The organism is Actinomyces ihuae, assembly GCF_001457875.1.
Lineage (GTDB): Bacteria > Actinomycetota > Actinomycetes > Actinomycetales > Actinomycetaceae > Pauljensenia > Pauljensenia radingae_A.
In genome coordinates, this window is sequence record NZ_CZPX01000004.1 from 756,209 (window position 1) to 777,518 (window position 21,310).

Genomic DNA, 21,310 nt, shown 5'->3' on the forward strand with positions numbered 1-21,310 from the left:
CTAATCGCCCGCTATCTTACAACGATTGAGCAATATTCCTCACCACGTCAGCGGGACTGACCCCAACCGTGTTCACACTCACGTCAACCAGTGGCGCATATGATTCCCGCAGTTCTTTCATCATCTGCGTCATCATCGCGCGCGGAGCGCCCAGGGCGACTGACCGAGGGGCACCCATATTCTCTCGGCGTGCGATCTCTGCAGGGGTGGCAGCCAGCTCCACTACGGTTGTGCCGTTGCTGCGTGCTTTGAGCAGTGCGGCACGCACCCCTTCATCTGTCGGCAACGATGCGCTGAGGGTGACGATCTGACCACGTGCCTGGCCGTCTGGGCTGAGCAGACGAAGAGCTGTACGCCGCTGCGCGTCTTCCAGGCGCGGATCGCGGCTCACAATCAGCTGGTGGATGGACAAATCCAGGTCACGTGAGACCACGTCGTCTGTCTCCATGAGACGCAATCCCAGACGGTCAGCCAAGAGCCGTCCCACCGTCGTCTTACCCGATCCTGTCACTCCAATAAGGACGACACTCGGTCCACTCTCAGTCAGCATGAATGCCTACCTTGCTCGCTGGAATGCGCAGCTGCTCAGGATCAACCACCTGCACAACCGGATGGCCACTACCGTCCAAAAGGACGAACCTGAGTTCGCCGTTGCGCACTTTCTTATCCAGCTTCATGATCTGGACAAGGTCGTCGAGGCGCGCACCGCTGTAGGACACAGGCAAGTCAAACGCGCTGAACAGGTCGCGGTGAAGCTGGACATCCTCGTCAGTGAGCATGCCGCGGGCGTGGGCGAGTTCGGCGGCAAAGATGCAGCCGACGGCCACAGCGTCACCATGTCGCCACGTGAAGCTTTCCTGCCGCTCAATGGCATGCGCGAGGGTGTGGCCATAGTTAAGAATTTCGCGCATACCGGATTCCTTGAGGTCGGAACTGACAACACGCACCTTGACGGCAACGGAACGCTCCACCAGTTCTCGCAGGTAGAGTCCGTGCGGATCGATCAGCACAGCAGTGTCTTCGATGTGGTCACGAATCAGATCAATGATCGCGCGGTCTGCGATGAAACCGCACTTGATGACCTCGCCCATCGCTGAGCGCATCTGCTGGCTCGGCAGCGTGTCCAGCAGCGCGACGTCCTCGATCACAACGCGCGGCGTGTGAAATGATCCCACGAGGTTCTTGCCGGCCGGCGTATTGATACCGGTCTTGCCTCCCACCGCTGCATCGACCATGCCCAGGAGCGTCGTCGGGATCTGGATCACGTCCACTCCGCGCAGCCAGGTGGCGGCGATGAAACCTGCCAGGTCAGTGGTTGCTCCCCCGCCAATCCCAATCACGGTGTCTCGTCTGCCAATGTGAGCTTCAGCTGCTGCCTGCCATCCAGCTTCCGCGACCGCAAAGGTTTTTCCGCTTTCGCCATCTGGATGTTCCATGACGGCCACCTCAACACCTTGGCGCGTCAGGTTGTCAGCGATCTGGTTGACGTACTCGGCCACTGCCGGTGGGTGCACAATGAGGGTGCGTGACCCGCCGGGAACGTAGTGGGTCAACACCTGTGGCACAAGCGAGTGTCCGATCAGGACGTCATAGGGAGCAGGTCCGTCCACTGTCAGTGTCGTCACGTCACTGAACGTCATCATGATGTCCTCCACAACACGCTCCACTGGACCTGAATCCGAGGTCACACGTATGGTCGCCACTTCATCGTAGTAGCCTGCGCGTTCACTGCGTAGTCTGCGTAAAGCAGCATCGGCATCACCTGCCAGGAGCGGACGATGATTCTTGCCCGAGGTCCGGCGCACCAGTTCATCGTGGTCCGCGTCGATAAAAACAACGGTCTGACCTTTCAGCAGTTGCCGCACCTGAGGCGAGGTCACAGCTCCCCCGCCCAGTGAGATCACCGAACGGTGGTTCAAGACCAATTCGATCGCCTGACGTTCATATTCACGGAAAGCTGCTTCGCCCTCGTCCCTGAAGATATCAGTGACGGGACGACCCTGGGTGCGCACAACAATCTCATCAGTATCTTCGCACGGCACTCCGAGGCGTTCAGACAACAGCCGTGCGACGCGGGTCTTGCCTGCCCCCGGCAGTCCGACCAGGAAAATCGGCAGATGTGCGGGGATCGCGCTCATGCGCGCGTCTCGATAGCGGCCAAGTAGGCTCGCAGATTGCGCCTGCATTCTTCCAGTGAATTCCCGCCCGCATGTGATTGAAGCGCCCGAGCCATGACGAGGGCGACCATCGCCTGCGCGATGACTGCTCCGGGGACAACCTGACACGTGTCGGAGCGCTGATGCAGTGCCTGCGCATCCTCACCGGTTGCCATATCCACGGTTCGCAACGAGTGCGGCACCGTGGAAATCGGTTTGAAGCCTGCGCGCACAATAATCGGCTGCCCGTTGCTGGTCCCGCCCTCAATGCCGCCCGCATGGTTGGAAGTTCGGGTCAGGTGGCCGTCGTCGGCATGAACTATTTCATCATGTGCGGTTGACCCAGGCATGCGTGCCTGCAGGAAGCCGTCACCGATTTCGACGGCCTTGACGGACTGGATGGACATGAGCGCACCGGCAAGCTGGGTATCCAGGCGTTGGTCAGCACTGACATGCGTGCCGATTCCGATCGGAACGTTGTAGGCGATGACTTCAGCAATACCACCGATCGTGTCACCGTTGCCTTGAGCCTTATCAATCGCCTCCGTGAATTCCTGTTCAGCCTGCGGATCCAGGGTGCGTACGGGCGACTCATCAAGGGCCTGGGTTTCGCGCGGAGTCGGAAGCGTGGTGGAGCCAACATAGCGGTCTCCGACAGCAACGACGTGGCTGACCAGTTCAATTCCGGCAACCTGGCGCAAATATTCCTCGGCAATAGCTCCCAAAGCGACCCGAGCGGCAGTTTCGCGCGCAGAAGCGCGCTCGAGGATATTCCGGGCATCCTCGTGGCCGTACGACAGCATTCCTGGCAGATCAGCGTGTCCTGGACGAGGCCGAGTCAGGCGTTTATTGCGGGCAACTTCGCGCTCATCGCCGGTTCCGGCATTGACGAGCAATGCGTCGGGATCCACCGGATCCGCACTCATGACGGTTTCCCACTTGGGCCATTCTGTGTTCTCGATGGTCACGGCGATCGGAGATCCGAGGGTGGTGCCGTGACGAATACCGGACAGAATGTGCACGACGTCTTGTTCGAAGCGTTGACGTGCGCCTCGTCCGTATCCAAGGCGGCGGCGAGCCAATGCCTGCGTGATGGTCTGCGTCGTGCATGTGATGCCGGCGGGTAGTCCATCCAGGGTCGCGACAAGAGCCGGGCCATGTGATTCTCCAGCGGTGATCCATCTGAGCATGCTCCGAGTGTGTCACATTGAGCGACGTCGAAGCATCTCATTCCACTACCGTGTGCCTCACGCAGGTATCTGCCAGGACGGGATGATCTCCCACAGGACCAGTGCCAGCGCTGCTCCGCCAATGAGCCACGGGCCCAGAGCGACGCGGGTGCGGCCATGAGCTCCCAGCGCAATGATCGCCCACACCGCTGCGATGCCCGCTCCCACAAAACAGATGACCAGACCACCCAACGTGCATGCCCATCCGGGGATACCTGTCAGTGCACCCAGCACCGGCGCAAGTTTGACGTCACCGTAGCCTGCTCCGTGCGAAATCTTCGCTGACAGCCACAAGGGCAGAGTCCACATCACCATTCCGCCGATCATGGAGATCCACCACGTGTCGTTGACCTGTTGAGCGTACTCGCTGCAGAAAATGACTGACGCGATGCCGATGATGGCACCCCCAGCAAGGACGAGGGTGTAACGCGTGGGCAACTTATGGGTCTTGGCGTCAACGAACGCGCTCAGAGGCCCGATCATCGCAAGAGTGACGATCGCGGGCGCCATCGGTGAGGCATGCGCGGCAAGCAGGGTGACCATGCCGGTGAGGGCACAGACCCATACCACCGTCATGCGATTCATAGGCCTCATGTTGATGGTGGTGAAGTAGCGACGCTGAACGCGCCATCCTGCGCGGTTCAGCCACATGGCGATCGCGATCCAGACCATCAGCGACAGCGCCAGTGACAGCGCTCCAACATCGTTGCCCATGATCATGATGCTCGAGGTACTTCCGCTGCACGATACACCGCATCCATGACGGGTTCGACTCGGGGTGTTCGACTGGTCATCACGCGCACCTGCGCCAGTCCCTGGAATACCAGCATGTCGAGGCCGTGAGCAATGCGCGCCCCACGGTCACGGTAGGCCTGAACGAGTGGTGTGATAGTCGGTGCATACACCACGTCCAGCAGAGTCTGTTCGGATCGTGGCCGTACACGTGCGGCAATGTTGTCACACACGCCGGCGGGCATAGTGGAGATCACGACATCAGTTTCATCCAGGCTGGCGATGACGCGTTCAGTGTCATCCCACATGATGTGGGTACTGGTCACGCCCAGGCGGCTTTCTGCCATAACAACGGATCCTGGCCCCGAAAAGCGCCGCGCGACGATACGGACATCATCAACGTGCATGCTCTTCAGCGCAGCCAGCGCGGATGAGGCAGTTGCGCGGCCCCCCAGGATCGTTGCGCTGCGAATCGGCTCGAGTCCAGTGCGCGCTCGCCTGACAGCTTCCACGATGCCTTCGACATCCGTGTTCAGACCGGTCAGTACCCCGCCTGCCGGGACGACAGTGTTGATGGATCCCACTGCTTTGGCCAGCGGATCAACTACATCCATGAGCGGGGCAATGACCTGCTTACACGGCATGGTCACTGACAGTCCCAGACAGTTCGGATCCCACTGCTGGATCAGGGATGCAACGCCGTCCCTGTCGCATTCGATGCGTCGGTAGGCCCACCGTGGGTCACACCCCAGATCGTCCCATGCGGTCCTGTGCAGGACGGGTGACAACGAGTGCGCCACGGGCGACCCAATGACCGCCGCCCAGCGGCTCGTGTCAGCACTTTCCGGGATTGGCTTCGCAATATTCATCGAACTTTGCCTTGTTCTTTTCCTGTTCCTCGTTCGTCGTCGCGAACAGGGTTTCACCGGTGTCAAGGTCGATGGTGACGAAATAAAGCCAGTCACCGGGTTCAGGATTGAGGACCGCGTTAATTGCTGTGGATGATGGCGAGGCGATGGGCCCCGGAGGCAGTCCCTTGATCAGGTAGGTGTTATACGGGTTGTCGTTGGCCAGGTCATCCTTCGTAGGAACGCCGCCATACTTGCCCACACCGTACAGGACGGTGGAATCCATCTTGAGCTGGCCACGAGTTTCACCTTCAGTGTCCTTCAGGCGGTTTTCAATGACGCGTGCCACCATCGGCATGTACTTTTCCAGGTGCATTTCGCGCTCCACAATGGAAGCTTTAATCAGGACGGTCTGGCGCTGGTCCTCGGGTACTCCTGCCTGATCCAGTGCGTCGACTCGCGCCTGAATCATCTCCGAGAGCAGGTCAGCAGGCGTATCGTCCTGAGATACCTCGTACGAACCTGGTTCAAGCCAGCCTTCGAGATTACCCTGAGCCTGCGCAGGCAGTCCCAGTGCTTCAGGGTTGTTGATGGCTTCCTGAATCGCCTCGTCACTGAAGCCGCTCACTTCACGCATTTTATCGAGAGTCTGCTTCAGTACCGAACCTGGGGTGACAGTCACGGTGTTTTCCGTACGGTTGGTTTCATCCAGCAACGCTGCCACGGCACCAGAAGCCGACATCTGTTTCTTCAGCTGGTACGTGCCGGGTTTGATGCCCGATGCCGCCTTATTTGCTTCAAACGCGCGGTTAAAGGCTGCAACTGACTTCACCACGTCGGCCTCGACAAGTTTAACTCCAATATCGGAACCGATCTCGCCTTTGTTAATGGTGACTTCGACGCTTCCTGAGCCGGGGCCTGGGTAGTCATCGCTTTGGTCCGCCACAACTCCAGTGGACTTCAGTGCAGACACGGCAACATACGCCGCTCCGCCCAGAACAGCCAGCACGGCAATGATGACGATAAAAGTCCGAATTTTGCGTCGAGTTCGACGTTTGCGCTGCTGACGAGCTGCATTGCGGCGCGCCTCGGCACTGAGTTGTGCACGGCGCTGCGCGCGCGTCGGTAGTTCCACACCACCTGCCGGAGTGCCCCCTGACGATGGGCGAGGTACACGCTGTGAGGGCTGAGAGGTCCTGGATTCTTGCGAGGTTTGCCGGTGACGGTGACGATCCCTTCGTGAAGGGAACGGTGGCCGCAATGGGTCTGAATCAGTCACGTTCGGCCTTTCCACTACTCAACGATGGATCTCCCAGAGACACGGTCTGCCCTGGCGGAGTCCCCGATATTCGTTCGCTCTCCAGCGCTAGCTCCAGAATAATCTGAGCCGCGACCTGGTCCACCATCTCCCGATGGCGGTGAGTTTCCACTTTACTGTCCCGGAGCCTGCTGTGAGCCTGATTGGAGGTTAAGCGTTCATCCACCATACAGATGCGTCCGCCACGCCAGCGTGCCGCAATTCGGTTGGCCACGCTACGGGCCATATGGGCACTTTGTCCCTCTGTCCCCTTCAGGTGCCGAGGCAGCCCGACCACGATCTCAATCGGATCGTATTCATCGATGATGTCCAACAGATCATCGATTTCAGAATGATCCCGTTGAACATGAACGGTCTCCACCGGCAGGCACACGATCCCGCGTTCATCGGACCTGGCCACACCGATGCGCACGGTCCCCACGTCCAGTCCCAGACGTACTCCCGTTCGCATGCTCACCAGGTCTACCTTCCCTGTTTACTTCAGCGAGTCGGTGATCGCTGACAGGGCCTGATCCATATTCGTCAGATCACGACCGCCACCTTGGGCAACGTCATCACGGCCACCGCCACCTCCACCGAGAACCTGCGCAGCAGTGCGCACGAGCATTCCAGCCTTGACGCCGCGCTCACGCGCACTCTGGTTGGTTGCGACAACGATACTCGGCTTGGAGTCGATATCTCCGATCAGTGCCACCACCGCGGGCTCACCCTCGCCCATCTTGTCGCGCACGGCGAGCGCCAGGGAACGCACGTTGTCGGCAGAACTCATCTGGCCGGCCGATGCGGCAACGGCGCGAATGCCATTATGCATTGTGGCCTCAGCGATGAGCTGGTCGACATGTGCCAGCGCGCCGCGCGTTTCGGCCTCCTCGAGCGCTTTCTCTGCTTTCTTCACACGCGCCATCAGCTGTTCAACGCGCGAGGGCAGATCTTCGGGGCGCCCTCCGAGCAGCGATGACAGCTGCGAAACAAGGGCATGTTCGCGAGCCTGGAATCCGTAGGCACCAGATCCGACCAGTGCATCGATACGGCGCACACCAGATCCGATGGATGATTCACCCAACAGCGCGATGCGTCCGATATGTCCGGTTGTGGGGACGTGAGTACCTGCGCACAGTTCCTTCGACCAGTCGCCGCCGATCGACACAACACGCACTTCGGAACCGTACTTTTCACCGAACAACGCCATAGCTCCGGTCTGCAGAGCCTGTTCGATTGGCATCACTTCATCCGTCACAGCCAGATCATCAGACAGCCGATCGTTGACCAGGGATTCAATGTCATCAACCTGACTGGCTTCCAGCGCACTGTTGTGGCGGAAGTCGAAGCGCAGACGTGACGGCGAGTTCTCCGATCCTGCCTGCGTAGCGTTGTCCGAGACGATCTGGTGCAAAGCGCGATGAATCATGTGAGTGGCGGTGTGTGCGCGCGCAATGGCGCGCCTGCGTTCAGTGTCGATCTCCGCCCACGCGTCGGCAGCGACAGAAATGGTACCTTCGACCAGTTCACCGCGATGGACCGTCAGCCCCTTGATCGGAGCCTGCACGTCATCAATGCGGACCACTCCTCCGCCTTCTGCCACGCGAATGGTGCCGTGGTCGGGTTGCTGACCGCCCATCTCCGCGTAGAACGGTGTTTGGTCGAGGACGACCTCAACATGTGCGGGAGCTGTTGCTGCGGGCACTGACTGGCCATCCACCAGAATTGCTGCCACATGCGCGTCGGCTGCCATGTCGGTATATCCGAGGAACTGAGACTGCCCGCCCAGCTCATGTGCAATCTCGTGGAAAACGCGAACATCAACGTGTCCGGTCTTCTTGGCGCGAGCATCCTGGCGAGCACGCTGCTTCTGCTCGTTCATCAGCTCCGTGAAGCGCTGTTCATCCACGCTCACGCCCTGTTCGGCCGCCATCTCGAGGGTCAGATCAATCGGGAAGCCGTAAGTGTCATGCAGCGCAAACGCGTCTTCACCGCTGAGGGTGGCCGTCGAATGCGCCTCCTGGCTCGTTTCCCTGGCCTGCTTGACTGCCGCGTTCAGGATCGTCGTGCCCGAGGCGAGGGTGTGCATGAACGATTCTTCTTCACCGTACGCAACATCTGCGACAAGATCCCAGTTCGTCACCAGATCCGGGTACGACGGCGCCATGGCGTCACGTGAAACCGGCATCAGCGTCGGGAGTGAGGATGTATCGACACCCAGCAGACGCATCGACCGGATGGCTCGGCGCATCAGGCGCCGCAGAACATATCCACGTCCATCGTTTCCGGGTCGCACGCCATCGAGGATCAGCATCATCGCGGAGCGAATATGATCAGCCACCACGCGCATGCGAACGTCGTCATCGGCATCGTCATGGTAGTGGCGCCCGGACATCTCTTCGACGGCCTGGATGACGGGGTAAACCTCGTCAATTTCGTACATATTCGGCTTGTCCTGCAGGACGAATGCGAGGCGTTCGAGACCTGCACCCGTGTCAATGGCCTTGTCATCGAGTTCGCCTAGCAGCGGGTAGTCCTTTCCGCTGCCTTCGCCACGCATGTACTGGTCAAAAACGAGGTTCCACAGTTCGAGGTAGCGGTCGCCGCCCGGGTCAACGGTGCCGCCCACAGCTTCGGGACCGTATTCGGGGCCGCGATCGTAATGCCACTCACAGCACGGACCGGCCGGTCCGGGCTGGCCTGTATCCCAGAAGTTTTCCTCGCGTGGAAGCTTGACGATGTGGCGCGGATCCATACCGATCTGTTTGGTCAGCACGTCGTAGGACTCGTCATCATTCTCCCACAGCGTCGTCCACAGTCGGTCTGCGTCCAGGCCGTACATGCCGTCCTTTTGCGAGCCGGTCAGCAGGTTCCACGCCAGGTGGATCGCACCTTCCTTGAAGTAGTCACCGAAGGAGAAGTTTCCGTTCATCTGGAAGAACGTGCCGTGTCGCGTGGTACGTCCAACGTTGTCGATGTCGTTGGTGCGGATGCACTTTTGCACCGATGCAACGCGCGGCCACGGCGGCGGTTCAACGCCGGTGATATACGGAATGAACGGCACCATCCCCGCGATCGTGAACAGAATCGATGGATCGGGAGAAATCAGGGAAACTGATGGACGAATTTCGTGATCGTGTGCGGCGAAGTAGTCGAGCCAGCGGGAACGAATCTCAGAGGTGCGCATGTGTCCTCATCGTATTGGAAAAGTAGAGGGAAAGCGAGATACACCTGAAGGGCGACCTCAAACGGTGTGTCGATAAAGACCCCGGGGCGCACAGGCACCCGGGGTCCTCATCACACGTTCATACTCAGCGTGAGTAGTGCTCAACGACCATCTGGACGTCACAGGTCACTGGAACTTCAGCGCGCTTGGGGCGACGCACCAGTGTGGCCTTGAGACGTTCCAGCTCAACGTCGAGGTAATCCGGAACTGCCGGCAGCACATCGCGGTGCACGCCGGAGGCGGCTATCTCGAACGGAACAGTGGTCTGCGACTTTGGCTTGACCTGGATCGTCTGTCCGGGCTTCACGCGGAAAGAGGGGCGGTCAACGATCTTGCCGTCCACCATGATGTGACGGTGTACAACCACCTGGCGAGCCTGCTGGATGGTGCGGGCAAATCCTGCACGCAGAACCAGAGCATCAATGCGCATTTCGAGCAGCTCAACCAGGTTTTCACCGGTCAGGCCGTCCTGACGGCGAGCTTCTTCGAAGATGCGGCGAATCTGAGCTTCGCGGATGCCGTACTGTGCGCGCAGACGCTGCTTTTCCTTCAGACGAACGGCGTAGTCGGAATCCTGGCGACGGCGGGTACGGCCGTGCTCGCCGGGGCCGTAGGGGCGCTTCTCAAAGTAACGCACAGCCTTCGGGGTCAGTGCGATTCCGAGTGCGCGTGACTGGCGCACCTGCTTCCGTGAACGATTCGTCGACATAAAACGGTTTCCTTTCCTGTTTCATGGGTCATGTCCGGCTCCCGTTGAACCGAACATGGGGTCAACACAAACGGCTAAGACCCCAGGTGTTGTCGTGGACAACCCTCATAGCTTACCCCATGGACAGCAGCTGCCTTAACACTGTCAGCCGTTTCGTGATCATTGCCTCAGTTCCGTTTTCAGTTGGACGGTAGTACTGAGTGCCTTGCAGATCATCCGGTAAGTACTGTTGTGCGGCCACAGAATGCGGCGCATCGTGGGCATACAGGTAGCCTTCCCCGTGCCCAAGTTTCTTCGCACCTGCGTAATGGGCATCACGCAGATGAGCAGGCACCGGGCCGCCTTTCCCGCTGCGCAGGTCGGCTAGCGCCTTATCGATCGCGAGATAGGACGCATTGGATTTCGGGGCGGTCGCCACCGCGATCACGGCCTGTGCCAGGATAATACGCGCCTCAGGCATGCCGACCATCGCCACTGCCTGAGCAGCTGCCACGCAGATTCCGAGGATTTCCGGCGCCGCCATTCCCACGTCTTCAGAGGCACAGATCATGACGCGCCTGACTATGAAGCGAGGGTCCTCCCCCGCTTCGATCATCCGAGCCAAATAGTGCACGGCGGCATCGACATCAGATCCGCGCATTGACTTAATAAACGCGGAAGCCACGTCATAGTGCTGGTCCTGATCCCACCGCACGAGCGCCTGGTTTGCGGCGGTTTCCACGTGGTGTTGCGCAATGACCGTATCGTCCGCATCGCGCGCCGCACCTGCTGCAGCTTCAAGCAGTGTCAACGCCTTCCGGCCATCTGCTCCTGCCAGTCGGACGAGGCTAGCCAAAGCGGCCTCGTCGATGGTGAATTCACTCTTCAGTCCGCGAGCATCGTCAAGCGAGCGGGTAATCAATGCGCTAATCCCGTCTTCGTCGAGTGGATGCAGCGTCAACAGCAAAGAACGTGACAGCAGTGGCGAAATGACGGAGAACGACGGGTTCTCGGTTGTCGCCGCCACGAGTGTGACCCACCGGTTTTCAACAGCCGGAAGCAGTGCGTCCTGCTGGGACTTGGAGAATCTGTGGACCTCATCAACGAACAAGATGGTGTCTTCGCCGCTGGCAGCGGTGCGACGGCGTGCCGATGCGATGACATCGCGAATGTCCTTGACTCCCGATGAAACAGCGGACAATTCTTCAAAATGTCGATGTGAGGCGCGTGCCACGAGGTAGGCAAGGGTCGTTTTACCGGTTCCCGGCGGACCCCACAGGATCATGGAGGAGAGCGGTCCAGAATCTGCTGCCGCTGACAGCATGCGTCGCAGGGGCGATCCCGCCGTCAGCAGATGGTTCTGCCCGACAACCTCGTCAATCGAGGTGGGGCGCATCCGCACAGCGAGCGGCGCATGCTCGTCGAACGAGGGTACCCCATTGGTGTCAATGCCTTCACTGTCAAATAAATCCATAGGGATACGGCTTAATAGTGACTCATGACAGGGGTGCCGATTTCGTCGAAATCGTAGATGAGTTTTGCGCCCCACACGGGCATGTTCAGGCATCCGTGCGAACCGCCCGGTCCGGACCATCCGAATTCACTCACCCACGGTGCGCCATGCATGGCGTACGAGCCCGTGAAGTAGGACACCCACGGCACGTCCTTGGCGCAGTATGGCCACTCGGGTGTGCACCCCATGTCCTGCTTCTCATACTTGAGGTAGACGTGATACAGACCGGTGACCGTTTCGTGGCCAGGTGAGCCGGGAACAATGCTGATGGGTTCGTGAGCCTGTTTCGTGCCGATGTACGGGGTGACCGTCAGCCTGGTCAGATCAATATCGATCCACTTTTCGCCCTCAGCAGCCGGATACGGCAGATTCTCCGCACCCGGGGCGATCGGGCGGGTCTTCGTTTCCTGCGGCACGTCGTCATAGGTGATCGTGCCTTCATACGTTTCGCCATTGTCGAGGGCACTCATCAGCGCGTTCGACAGGTCAGCCACATTATTGGCTTTCAGGCCGGGTTTACCTGGCCATGCTTCTACCAGCACGTCGCCTGCAGCATTGACGTTGTTGATCGTAGGGTCGGCTTCCACATTTGAGGCTTGGGCAGTTGCTGATACCCACGAGCCAACAGCTTTAGAGGAGTAGTGGGCGGTGAGCTTGCTGTCCGTGTTCTCGAAGGAAATCCACTGGGCAACGTCGGCGCGCGAGGGTGTGAAGGAATCGATCGTGTCGGTCAGTGAAACGTCTGGCTCCAGCATTTCATCTGCCTGCTGGGCAGCCTGCTGTGCGGCTTCTGTGGTTACGGACGGCTCCGACTGCGTCGAGGACAGGTCAACTTCCGTGTCGCCCAGCGTTGTCGCAGCGTCCATCAGAGCTGTCGTCAGTGCTTGCGCGTCAATCGTTGTGCCATTTTCGGCAGGATCAACCACGAATGCATCACGGTCGGCGTCGTAGTGGGCGGACGCATCGACGGCAGCAGGTCCCGCTTGACGCGCAAGCGTTTCCGCCATCGCGCTGAGTGCCTCTTCATCCGTTGTGGTCACCACCGGGATCTGTCGGGATGTGAACAGTCCCTGCAGGCGGCTTGTCCAGGAACGGCTCGATTCAAGAGCCAGGGTCGCTGTGGCTTCGGCGTCGATCTGGATACCGGCGTCAGCCAGAGCGATCTCAGTTTCTTTGCCGTCAACCCGGGCGGTGACACGAATGTTCTGCGCACGTTCGTTGATAGCGGCAACGACCTCGTCATGCGTCATTCCTGAAACTGGAATAGCGGCAACAGATGTACGCGGAAGCGCCCGCTCATCGTAGTGGGCAGCGTAGGCAGCCCCCGAACCGACCAGCGCAACCAGCACGGCAGTGCATGCCGCGATCAGGATCCACACACGTGTCCTGCGCGGTTCTCGCCTGACGTGTTCGCTCACAACATCGCTCCTTCGAATATAGCTCCATGCCGGATGCTACCTAAGGAACTGAAATTTGGATACTGATTGTGAGCAAAATTCCCAAATTCGTGTACTCTCGCGCTGTGCCATTCCACAGTGCGAGAGCGCACAGGAAACTTCTATTCAAATAGTGACGTGTCGCCAGCGCCCTTACGGGCGATCACTGCCGTACCGTCGGTGTAATCGATGACGGTTGTCGGTTCGGCCAGACCGACCGGGCCAACAATGACAAGATCCACCATGTTGCCGATGCGGTCGTCAACATCGTGTCCGTCCACCAACGGCTCGTCTTCGCCAGGCATGATCAAAGTCGAGCACAGAAGCGGCTCCCCCAGAGCTTCGACAATCGTTTGAGTAATCACATGATCTGGCAGCCGGACGCCCACTGTGTGCTTCTTCTTGTTCAGCGTCATACGAGGCACGACCTTGGTGCCTTGGAGAATGAACGTGTACGGTCCGGGCGTCAGCGCCTTAATCGTGCGGAATTGGTGGTTGTCGACGATGACAAGCTCACCCAGCTGCGCAAAGGAATGACACAGCAACGAGAAGTTGTGCTTCTCGTCGAGTTTTCTGATCTGCCGGATGACATCCATCCCTTCCTTGTTCCCCAGGGTGCAGGCAATCGCATATCCCGAGTCGGTCGGTAATGCGATGGTGCCACCCTCCTTGAGGAGGTCAACGGTCTTAGTGACCAGGCGGGCTTGTGGATTCTCCGGATGCATTTCAATGTGAGCCATGTCTCTAGTGTGCCTCATTTTTGTCCTCTTCGCTGGAACTTGTCGCGTGTCTCTTCCAAAAAGAAAGTGCCCATTGATCAGCGTCGTTAGGCGGCACGGGCGAGAACTTCATGGCACAGTGGAAGGCAACTGACACCGTGCGGAAGGATCTTGATGGCTGCCCCCACTTCACGCGTCGATATCCGATTGGTTGACGACCTGACAAAGGTGCTTCCCAGCGAGGAGCCCGACTCGCTCACGCATCCATTGGTCACGCGCACCGGTCAGTCGATCAATTTCCAGGTGGCCTGGCACGAGCACCAGGACGTGTACTGGTCGCGCTCTGAATTGACGTTGACCATTCGCACGGACGGTGAGCCCGTCCAGGTCTGTCACGTTGACCTGGTTGCGGCCGGCCTGCCAGCACCGGCAGATGCAGATGACGGGTATCTGGCAACCCAACCATCCCTGCTGCCCGATCTGCTGACCCCTCTGGACGCGAGCGTCGACGGTGCTCTGACGACTGTTGTGCTGCAGGCGCACCATATGGGATGGAATGCCGTATGGGTGAGTGTGCCGGCATTTTCGGGCACAATCACCGTAACTGTCACCCACGCCGATTCAAATCTGTTCGAACAAACCGTATCTGTCACAGGCGTTGATCTGACACACCACGACAGCGATTTCATCAACACCCAGTGGCTGCATCCGGATTGCCTCGCCACGTACTTTCACGTTCCCATGTGGTCCGAGCAGCATTGGCACGCCCTCGCCAATCATGTGCGGGCCGCTACACAGATGGGCGTGAACAGCTTGCTGACCCCGATCTGGTCTCCCCCACTCGACACGGCGGTCGGCACCTACAGGCCTGCGGCACAGTTACTGGATATCAGCTATGACGGGACGTACCACTTCGCCACGGAGCGTCTCGATCGGTGGGTTGATATGGCATTGGATGCGGGTATCCGCTACCTCGAACTGCCACACCTGTTCACGCAGTGGGGTGCGCACGCGTGTCCGCAGTTCATCGTGAAAACAACTGAGGGGGAACAACGGCGTTTCGGATGGGACACGGAGGCAACCTCGCCCAAGTACCTCGCGTTTGTCGAACAGCTCATCCCATTCCTCATCGGTTATTTCCGTGGACGCAACCTCGGTGATGCGATCTGGTGGCATATTTCAGACGAGCCTGATGAGACCAACCGTTCCAGCTATCAGGCGGCGCGCAAGCAGGTGATCGATCTGCTGGAAGGACAGATGGTGGGCGATGCACTGTCCGATCCGGATTACATCGACCTGGTTGACCATCCGATCGTGGCCACCACTGCGGTGACGCGTTTCCGTGAGGCTGGCTACGAGCCATCCTGGGTGTACTACTGCGTGGGTCAGGCGAACGCTGTGGCCAACCGTTTCATCGCGCAGCGCCCGATTCGTCACCGCATGCTCGGTCTGCAGCTGTTCTGCGCGAACAGTCGCGGTTTTCTGCACTGGGCGTTTGACTTCTACTACTCGCAGCTGTCGGTGCGTCCCATTAATCCGTTCGCCGATTCCAGCGCCGGCGGAGCGTTCTTCTCAGGCGACCCATTCGTCGTGTATCCGGCGGACGACCTCGGCGTGTATTACTCGCTACGTTACGAAATGCTCCGAGCTGCCTTCGAAGACCTCGTCCTGTTCCACGACGCCGCCAAGCGTATTGGTCGCGAGGAGGTGCTGCGCATCATGGATCCGGATCGCACTGTTGATTTTTCGTCCGGATGGATCAGCGAGGGCGACTATCTTGCGCGGCGTGCCAGACTGTTTGAACGCCTGGCGTCGTAAAAGCCGAGGGCGACCCGACACATGTGTGTCCGAGCCGCCCTGACAAAATGGCACTGACGATCACGACTTGTCAGCCTGGCCAGCCTTTTCGGCCTTCTCCGCCTTGTCGGCTTTGTCGGCCTTCTGACCCTGGTCTGTTTCACCGCGCTTGCGCGGTTTCGCATCGACCCCTGCTTCCTTACGCTGACGCGGCGTGATCGGCGCGGGCGCGTCGGTCAGCGGGTCGTATCCGCCACCGGACTTCGGGAAGGCGATGACGTCACGGATCGAGTCGGCATGCGTGAGCAGCGAGACGATGCGGTCCCATCCAAATGCCACGCCGCCGTGTGGCGGTGCGCCGAACTTCAGTGCGCTCATGAGGAATCCGAACTTCGATTCGGCTTCTTCCTCGGAAATTCCCATCACGTTGAAGACGCGCTGCTGAATGTCGTCGCGGTGAATACGGATCGAGCCGCCACCGATTTCGTTGCCGTTGCACACGATGTCGTAGGCGTAGGACAACGCGTGCTCCGGGTCGTCCTCGAAGTTGTCACGCCATTCGTCCTGCGGCATGGTGAACGCGTGGTGGACAGCGGTCCATGAGGAGTGCCCCAGCGCCACGTCACCTTCTGCTTCAGCTTCGCCGGTCGGTTTGAACAGGGGTGCGTCGACGATCCACACGAATGACCATGCGTCCTCGTCAATCAGGTTGCAGCGGCGTCCCACTTCCAGCCGCACAGCGCCAAGCAGTTCGCGGGTTGCTGTGGGCTTTCCGGCGCCGAAGAAGATGCAGTCACCGGGGTTGGCTCCTGTGGCCTCGACCAGGCCTTCGCGTTCCTGATCGGAAATGTTCTTTGCTACGGGACCGCCCAGTGTTCCGTCCTCGGCAATGGTCACGTAGGCCAGTCCCTTGGCTCCACGAGCCTTGGCCCATTCCTGCCACTTGTCGAAGGTGCGGCGAGGCTGTGAAGCACCGCCTGGCATCACGATTGCACCCACATACGGGTTCTGGAAGACGCGGAACGGGGTGTCCTTGAAGTAGTCGGTCAGGTCGATCAGTTCGCATCCGAAACGCAGATCCGGCTTATCGGAGCCGTATTTGGCCATTGCTTCGTTGAACGGCATGCGTGGGATCGGAGTCTTCAAGTCGTAACCGATTTCAGCCCACACTGCTCGCAGCACGTCCTCGGACACGGCAATGACGTCGTCCTGGCTGACGAAGCTCATCTCAATATCAAGCTGAGTGAATTCGGGCTGACGGTCAGCTCGGAAGTCCTCATCTCGGTAGCAGCGCGCAATCTGGAAGTAGCGTTCCATTCCACCGACCATGAGGAGCTGCTTGAACAACTGCGGTGACTGAGGCAAGGCGTACCAGCAGCCTGGAGACAGGCGCGCCGGCACGATGAAGTCGCGGGCACCTTCAGGGGTGGAACGCGTCAATGTCGGTGTTTCAACTTCCACGAAGTCGTGTTCGTACAGGGCTTCGCGAGCCGCCCTCGACACGCGGGAGCGCAAACGCATCGCATGCTGCAACTGGGCGCGACGCAGATCGAGAAAACGGTAACGCAGACGTGTCTCTTCGCCCACGCTGCCGGATTCTTCGGCATGGGCCGACACCTGGAAAGGCAAAGCCGGCGAGGTGTTCAGAATCTCAATGTCATCGCCCAGAATCTCAACCTGCCCCGTGGACAGTTCCGGATTCTCGTTGCCTTCGGGACGGGCGCTGACTTCGCCGGTTACCCGCAGGCAGTATTCTGAACGCAGCTCATGGGCGACGGATTCATCGCGGACAACAACCTGCACGATTCCGCTGGCATCTCTCAGGTCAATGAACACCACTCCGCCATGATCACGGCGGCGGTCAACCCACCCGGTTAATGTCACTGTCTGACCGACCAGGTCGGTCCCCATCTGAGAGATCGTGTGTGTGCGTAACACCAGTTTTCCTTTCATTGACTTCACTGGTCGCCGCATCTGCGAAACAGGCAGCGCAGCAATCCAGAGTGACACAGGGTAGTCTACGGCTCATGGAGACCAACCGCGAAACGCCTGCTCAGATCACCGAGGGTGACGCCGTCACGCGGTGGAGTCGCGATGAGAAAGTTCTGCTGGCTGGTTCCATCGTCTTGATCACCCTGGCAGCATTTGAAGCGCTGGCAGCTATGACGATCATGCCGAATGTTGTGGCTGATCTGGGATCGGATACGTGGTTCGCCGTCGCGTCCGGAGCGGCGATCGCCATGCAGCTTGCCTCCACCGTCATCGCCGGACCTCTGTGTGATGCGCGCGGCCCGCGCAAGGTGCTGCTGTGGGGTGCCGCACTGTTTGTGGTGGGGCTGGCGCTGTGCACATTCGCCGGGCATATCGCACTCTTCGTCATCGGACGCATGATTCAGGGCCTGGGCGGTGGCCTCGTCATGGTGCCGATCTATGTTTTCGTCGGCTCCATCGCGTCACCGCGACATCGGCCCACGTTTTTCGCCGCCTTTTCGATGGCGTGGGTGTTTCCCTCTCTGGTCGGTCCTGCGATTGCCGGATGGGTCACGGCCACGTGGGGCTGGCGATGGGTCTTCGGCGTAGTGCCGTTCATCGCTGCCGTCGGCCTGGCGGCAATGGTCCCCGTGCTGCGGCGTTTCCCTTCTCGTCAGGGGGCAGTCGAAGGTTCGATGCGTCATCTGGCCGCGTTGGCGGCCGGAGCGGGTGGCTCCGTTGTGCTGGTGCAATTTGCAGGAACGCTGAGTGGATGGGCGCTCGTTGCGGCGACTGTTCTCGGCCTGGCCGGCTGTGCCATGACATTGAAGCGCCTGGTTCCCGACGGCACGTTTACTCTTCGCCCCGGTATTGCCTCAATCATTGCCACTCGCGCACTGGTCATGGGCGGTCTGTCTGGCGCGGAGGTTTTCCTGCCGCTTGTTCTCCAGCGTGTGCACTTATGGAGTGCAAGTCATGCATCGCTCGCCGTGACGATTGGCTCAATCACGTGGGCGATAGGCTCAGCGATTCCCACGCGCGTCAACACTCAGGCAACGCGTGAAAGACTGCCGCTGGTGGGCGCGAGCCTCATGGTGGTCGGCGTTCTTCCCGTGTGTTTCCTGGTGTTGAAAGGGCTCCCGCCGGCTGTCGCCCTTGTGGGGTGGAGTATTACAGGTCTGGGGATCGGAATGGTGCACTCAACATTGTCTGATCTCACGCTCGGGTCAATTGATCCGTCTGAACACGGACGGGCCTCCTCGTGGCTCCAGATTGCTGACAATGCGGGCGGCGCCGTGGAACTGGCAATCGTTTCGGTCGTGTTGGCCGTCTGGATGCCGGCGTTTGAGGGCGGTATTCAGTATGTTCCAGCCCCCGTAATCGCGCTGGGCGTGTGCCTGCTGGCGGTGTTCGCTTCCTCCAGAATCCGCTCAAAACAGGCGCGGTGAGGCATTTCACCGCCGCTCACGCTAGGAAATGAGCGCGAAACGCAATAGTGTTAAAGCTCGTCAAGGCGCTTCCCACTGTGATAGTGATCGGCCAGGAGCCGATGTGTGTTGTTGGTGTAATGGGTCGCGCCCTGTAGCCCCAGGCGTTCCTGGTGGCATTTTTCGAAACCGCGAGCCCTGTGTTCACAACAGTAAGAGGAAACCGTGCCTTCACAAGATTCTGCCCCTATGTCCACATCCGATGCCCTCGGCCTCGGTGACGTTCTGTTTCACGAGGACGACGTTGCACAGGATTCGGATGCTGACAGCGAAGCCCTCGCCGATGGAACTGACGACAATGACCATGCCGACGATGTCGATCAGGACGACAACGACCTCGAAGATGACGAGGATTACGATGGAAATGACGACGAGGATGACGACGATCAGGTGAACTTCGCTGACCTCGGTCTGCCCGCTCCCCTGCTGGACACGGTCACAGCGATGGGATTCGAGACGCCCACGCCCATTCAGGCTGAGGCGATTCCCGCACTGCTTGAGGCGCGTGACGTGGTCGGCATCGCGCAGACCGGCACCGGTAAGACGGCGGCATTCGGACTGCCGATGCTGACGCTGATTGATCCGAAAGAAAAGGATGTCCAGGCGGTCGTTCTGGCTCCGACGCGCGAACTGGCGCTGCAGTCAGCCGATGCGATGGAAGAGTTTGCGGCGAGCTACCGCGGCATCAACATTGTCGCCGTCTATGGTGGCTCTGCATACGGCCCGCAGCTTCGCGCGCTGAAGGATGGCGCGCAGATCGTCGTGGGCACACCTGGCCGCATGATCGACCTGATCGAGAAGGGCGCGCTGGATCTGTCCTCGGTGCGTATGCTCGTCCTTGATGAAGCCGATGAGATGCTGCGCATGGGATTCGCCGAGGATGTGGAGACCATCGCCGCCACAGTTCCCACCCAACGCGTCACGGCACTCTTTTCGGCCACAATGCCGGCAGCGATTGAAAAAGTGGCGCAAACCCACTTGCATGATCCGTTGAAGATAGCGGTGTCGGAAGAGTCGTCGACCGTTGACACCATCCACCAGACCTACGCGGTTGTGCCGTTTAAACACAAGAACAATGCGCTGGCCCGCGTCTTGTCGACCCGCTCGGCCGACGCCGTCATCGTCTTTGTGCGCACGCGACTGGATGCTGAAGAGATTTCACTGGATCTGACGGCTCGAGGTTTCCGCGCGGCCGGAATTTCCGGCGATGTGGCACAGCAGGAACGTGAGCGCATGGTGGAGCGTCTGCGGTCCGGTTCTTTGGACGTTCTGGTTGCCACCGATGTGGCGGCCCGAGGCCTGGACGTGGAGCGGATCGGCCTGGTCGTCAATTTTGATGTGCCACGCGAACCTGAAGCCTACGTCCACCGTATCGGTCGCACCGGGCGCGCCGGCCGCGAAGGCGAATCACTGTCGTTCTTCACTCCTCGCGAGCACTACCGTCTGCGTCGTATCGAAAAACTGACGGGCACTGCGATGGAGGAAGTCCACATCCCCACGCCACAGGCTGTCAGCGAGTTCCGTTCGCGCCATTTCCTCGACATGTTGCCCACGCGTATTGAACGCGGGCAACTCGACATGTTCGAGCAGCTCATCCGCGAGTTCGCAGATGAGCACGCGTGCGATCCACTGATCATCGCCTCAGCAATGCTGGCGCGCACTGTCCATGACAATGGCACGCACGATCACAAGGACCGCCGCTCCGACGGCAAGATTCGCCGCGAGGAAGTCCTCGATGAGAACGGTGAGTTCCTGTCTGCGTCTTTTGAAAACGGGCGTGATTCGAAGCCGCTCAAGGGTGGGAAGAACGGTGCCCGCCGGCGCGCCGGCGGCAAGCCACAGCGTGCCCCGATGGGGACGCGCTACCGCATCGAAGTCGGCAAGAAGGATGGCGTCAAACCTGGATCCATTGTTGGAGCAATCACGGGCGAAGCTCATCTGAAAGGCTCTGATGTGGGCCGTATCGATATTTACCCGACATTCTCACTGGTGGACATCGGCCCGAGCCTGTCCGACGATCAGATGGAAAAACTCGGTAAAGCCCAGGTTGCCGGGCGTACGCTGCGTATCCGTGTTGATGGCGGGCCGCGTTCGCGTGCCACCGATGCAGGACATGTGCGTCGTTCCCGCAGCGGATCGGGTGATCATCACTCGGGACACCGTTTCGGTGCACGCGGCCAGCGCAGGCCTCGCTAAAGCGGGCCTTAGACC

General features: G+C 59.8%; 16 protein-coding genes. 3 read left to right on the forward strand and 13 right to left on the reverse strand.

What is annotated here, in order from left to right; translation table 11 throughout:
• Window positions 1–16: 16 nt before the first annotated feature.
• The 12 genes from BN3002_RS04585 to BN3002_RS04640 form a co-directional block, all read right to left on the reverse strand.
• Complete coding sequence (locus BN3002_RS04585) at window positions 17–550, reverse strand: shikimate kinase (RefSeq protein ID WP_058236797.1); 534 nt, start codon at window positions 548–550, stop codon at window positions 17–19.
• The gene (aroB, locus tag BN3002_RS04590; protein ID WP_058236798.1) at window positions 540–2,138 is read right to left on the reverse strand and encodes a 3-dehydroquinate synthase; all 1,599 of its coding nucleotides are present in this window, start codon (window positions 2,136–2,138) and stop codon (window positions 540–542) included. Before aroB ends, BN3002_RS04585 begins: the two co-directional genes overlap by 11 nt.
• The gene (gene aroC, locus BN3002_RS04595) at window positions 2,135–3,346 is read right to left on the reverse strand and encodes a chorismate synthase (RefSeq protein ID WP_058236799.1); all 1,212 of its coding nucleotides are present in this window, start codon (window positions 3,344–3,346) and stop codon (window positions 2,135–2,137) included. The genes aroB and aroC overlap by 4 nt, the downstream gene beginning before the upstream one ends.
• Window positions 3,347–3,403: 57 nt before the next feature.
• The gene (locus BN3002_RS04600; protein ID WP_157843506.1) at window positions 3,404–4,099 is read right to left on the reverse strand and encodes a prepilin peptidase; all 696 of its coding nucleotides are present in this window, start codon (window positions 4,097–4,099) and stop codon (window positions 3,404–3,406) included.
• Window positions 4,100–4,101: 2 nt separating this feature from the next.
• Entirely contained in the window at window positions 4,102–4,986 is an 885-nt protein-coding gene (locus BN3002_RS04605; RefSeq protein WP_058236801.1) for a shikimate dehydrogenase, read from the reverse strand.
• Window positions 4,952–6,100 carry an endolytic transglycosylase MltG gene (mltG, locus tag BN3002_RS04610; RefSeq protein ID WP_257525466.1) on the reverse strand — a complete coding sequence of 383 codons (1,149 nt, stop codon included), beginning with the start codon at window positions 6,098–6,100 and terminating at the stop codon, window positions 4,952–4,954. Before mltG ends, BN3002_RS04605 begins: the two co-directional genes overlap by 35 nt.
• A 136-nt stretch (window positions 6,101–6,236) precedes the next feature.
• On the reverse strand, window positions 6,237–6,734 hold the full coding sequence (ruvX, locus tag BN3002_RS04615; RefSeq protein ID WP_058236802.1) for a Holliday junction resolvase RuvX: 498 nt from the start codon (window positions 6,732–6,734) through the stop codon (window positions 6,237–6,239).
• A gap of 24 nt (window positions 6,735–6,758) precedes the next feature.
• The gene (alaS, locus tag BN3002_RS04620) at window positions 6,759–9,449 is read right to left on the reverse strand and encodes an alanine--tRNA ligase (RefSeq protein ID WP_058236803.1); all 2,691 of its coding nucleotides are present in this window, start codon (window positions 9,447–9,449) and stop codon (window positions 6,759–6,761) included.
• Window positions 9,450–9,573: 124 nt separating this feature from the next.
• A complete protein-coding gene (rpsD, locus tag BN3002_RS04625; RefSeq protein WP_058236804.1) occupies window positions 9,574–10,197 on the reverse strand; it encodes a 30S ribosomal protein S4 in 624 nt (207 codons plus the stop codon).
• 112 nt (window positions 10,198–10,309) lie between these two features.
• On the reverse strand, window positions 10,310–11,650 hold the full coding sequence (locus tag BN3002_RS04630) for a replication-associated recombination protein A (protein ID WP_058236805.1): 1,341 nt from the start codon (window positions 11,648–11,650) through the stop codon (window positions 10,310–10,312).
• Between the two features lie 11 nt (window positions 11,651–11,661).
• The gene (locus BN3002_RS04635; protein WP_058236806.1) at window positions 11,662–13,107 is read right to left on the reverse strand and encodes a L,D-transpeptidase family protein; all 1,446 of its coding nucleotides are present in this window, start codon (window positions 13,105–13,107) and stop codon (window positions 11,662–11,664) included.
• 140 nt (window positions 13,108–13,247) lie between these two features.
• Complete coding sequence (locus BN3002_RS04640) at window positions 13,248–13,865, reverse strand: L-threonylcarbamoyladenylate synthase (RefSeq protein ID WP_058236807.1); 618 nt, start codon at window positions 13,863–13,865, stop codon at window positions 13,248–13,250.
• Between the two features lie 153 nt (window positions 13,866–14,018).
• Here BN3002_RS04640 and BN3002_RS04645 point away from each other — a divergent pair, with 153 nt between their 5' ends.
• On the forward strand, window positions 14,019–15,662 hold the full coding sequence (locus BN3002_RS04645; RefSeq protein ID WP_058236808.1) for a DUF4091 domain-containing protein: 1,644 nt from the start codon (window positions 14,019–14,021) through the stop codon (window positions 15,660–15,662).
• Between the two features lie 60 nt (window positions 15,663–15,722).
• Here BN3002_RS04645 and aspS read toward each other — a convergent pair whose 3' ends face one another.
• On the reverse strand, window positions 15,723–17,579 hold the full coding sequence (gene aspS / locus BN3002_RS04650) for an aspartate--tRNA ligase (RefSeq protein ID WP_058236916.1): 1,857 nt from the start codon (window positions 17,577–17,579) through the stop codon (window positions 15,723–15,725).
• A gap of 89 nt (window positions 17,580–17,668) precedes the next feature.
• On the opposite strand from aspS, the gene BN3002_RS04655 reads away from it, so the two are divergent.
• Window positions 17,669–19,060 carry an MFS transporter gene (locus BN3002_RS04655; protein WP_058236809.1) on the forward strand — a complete coding sequence of 464 codons (1,392 nt, stop codon included), beginning with the start codon at window positions 17,669–17,671 and terminating at the stop codon, window positions 19,058–19,060.
• A gap of 228 nt (window positions 19,061–19,288) precedes the next feature.
• Complete coding sequence (locus BN3002_RS04660) at window positions 19,289–21,295, forward strand: DEAD/DEAH box helicase (protein ID WP_058236810.1); 2,007 nt, start codon at window positions 19,289–19,291, stop codon at window positions 21,293–21,295.
• The last annotated feature ends 15 nt before the right edge of the window (window positions 21,296–21,310 follow it).

Coding starts and splice junctions, on each gene's coding strand:
- BN3002_RS04640 (WP_058236807.1), bottom strand. CDS start 13,865: ATGGCTCACATTGAAATGCATCCGGAGAATCCACAAGCCCGCCTGGTC.
- rpsD (WP_058236804.1), bottom strand. CDS start 10,197: ATGTCGACGAATCGTTCACGGAAGCAGGTGCGCCAGTCACGCGCACTC.
- BN3002_RS04630 (WP_058236805.1), bottom strand. CDS start 11,650: ATGGATTTATTTGACAGTGAAGGCATTGACACCAATGGGGTACCCTCG.
- alaS (WP_058236803.1), bottom strand. CDS start 9,449: ATGCGCACCTCTGAGATTCGTTCCCGCTGGCTCGACTACTTCGCCGCA.
- BN3002_RS04660 (WP_058236810.1), top strand. CDS start 19,289: ATGTCCACATCCGATGCCCTCGGCCTCGGTGACGTTCTGTTTCACGAG.
- BN3002_RS04585 (WP_058236797.1), bottom strand. CDS start 550: ATGCTGACTGAGAGTGGACCGAGTGTCGTCCTTATTGGAGTGACAGGA.
- BN3002_RS04655 (WP_058236809.1), top strand. CDS start 17,669: ATGGAGACCAACCGCGAAACGCCTGCTCAGATCACCGAGGGTGACGCC.
- ruvX (WP_058236802.1), bottom strand. CDS start 6,734: ATGCGAACGGGAGTACGTCTGGGACTGGACGTGGGGACCGTGCGCATC.
- aroC (WP_058236799.1), bottom strand. CDS start 3,346: ATGCTCAGATGGATCACCGCTGGAGAATCACATGGCCCGGCTCTTGTC.
- aroB (WP_058236798.1), bottom strand. CDS start 2,138: ATGAGCGCGATCCCCGCACATCTGCCGATTTTCCTGGTCGGACTGCCG.
- BN3002_RS04600 (WP_157843506.1), bottom strand. CDS start 4,099: ATGGGCAACGATGTTGGAGCGCTGTCACTGGCGCTGTCGCTGATGGTC.
- BN3002_RS04645 (WP_058236808.1), top strand. CDS start 14,019: ATGGCTGCCCCCACTTCACGCGTCGATATCCGATTGGTTGACGACCTG.
- BN3002_RS04605 (WP_058236801.1), bottom strand. CDS start 4,986: ATGAATATTGCGAAGCCAATCCCGGAAAGTGCTGACACGAGCCGCTGG.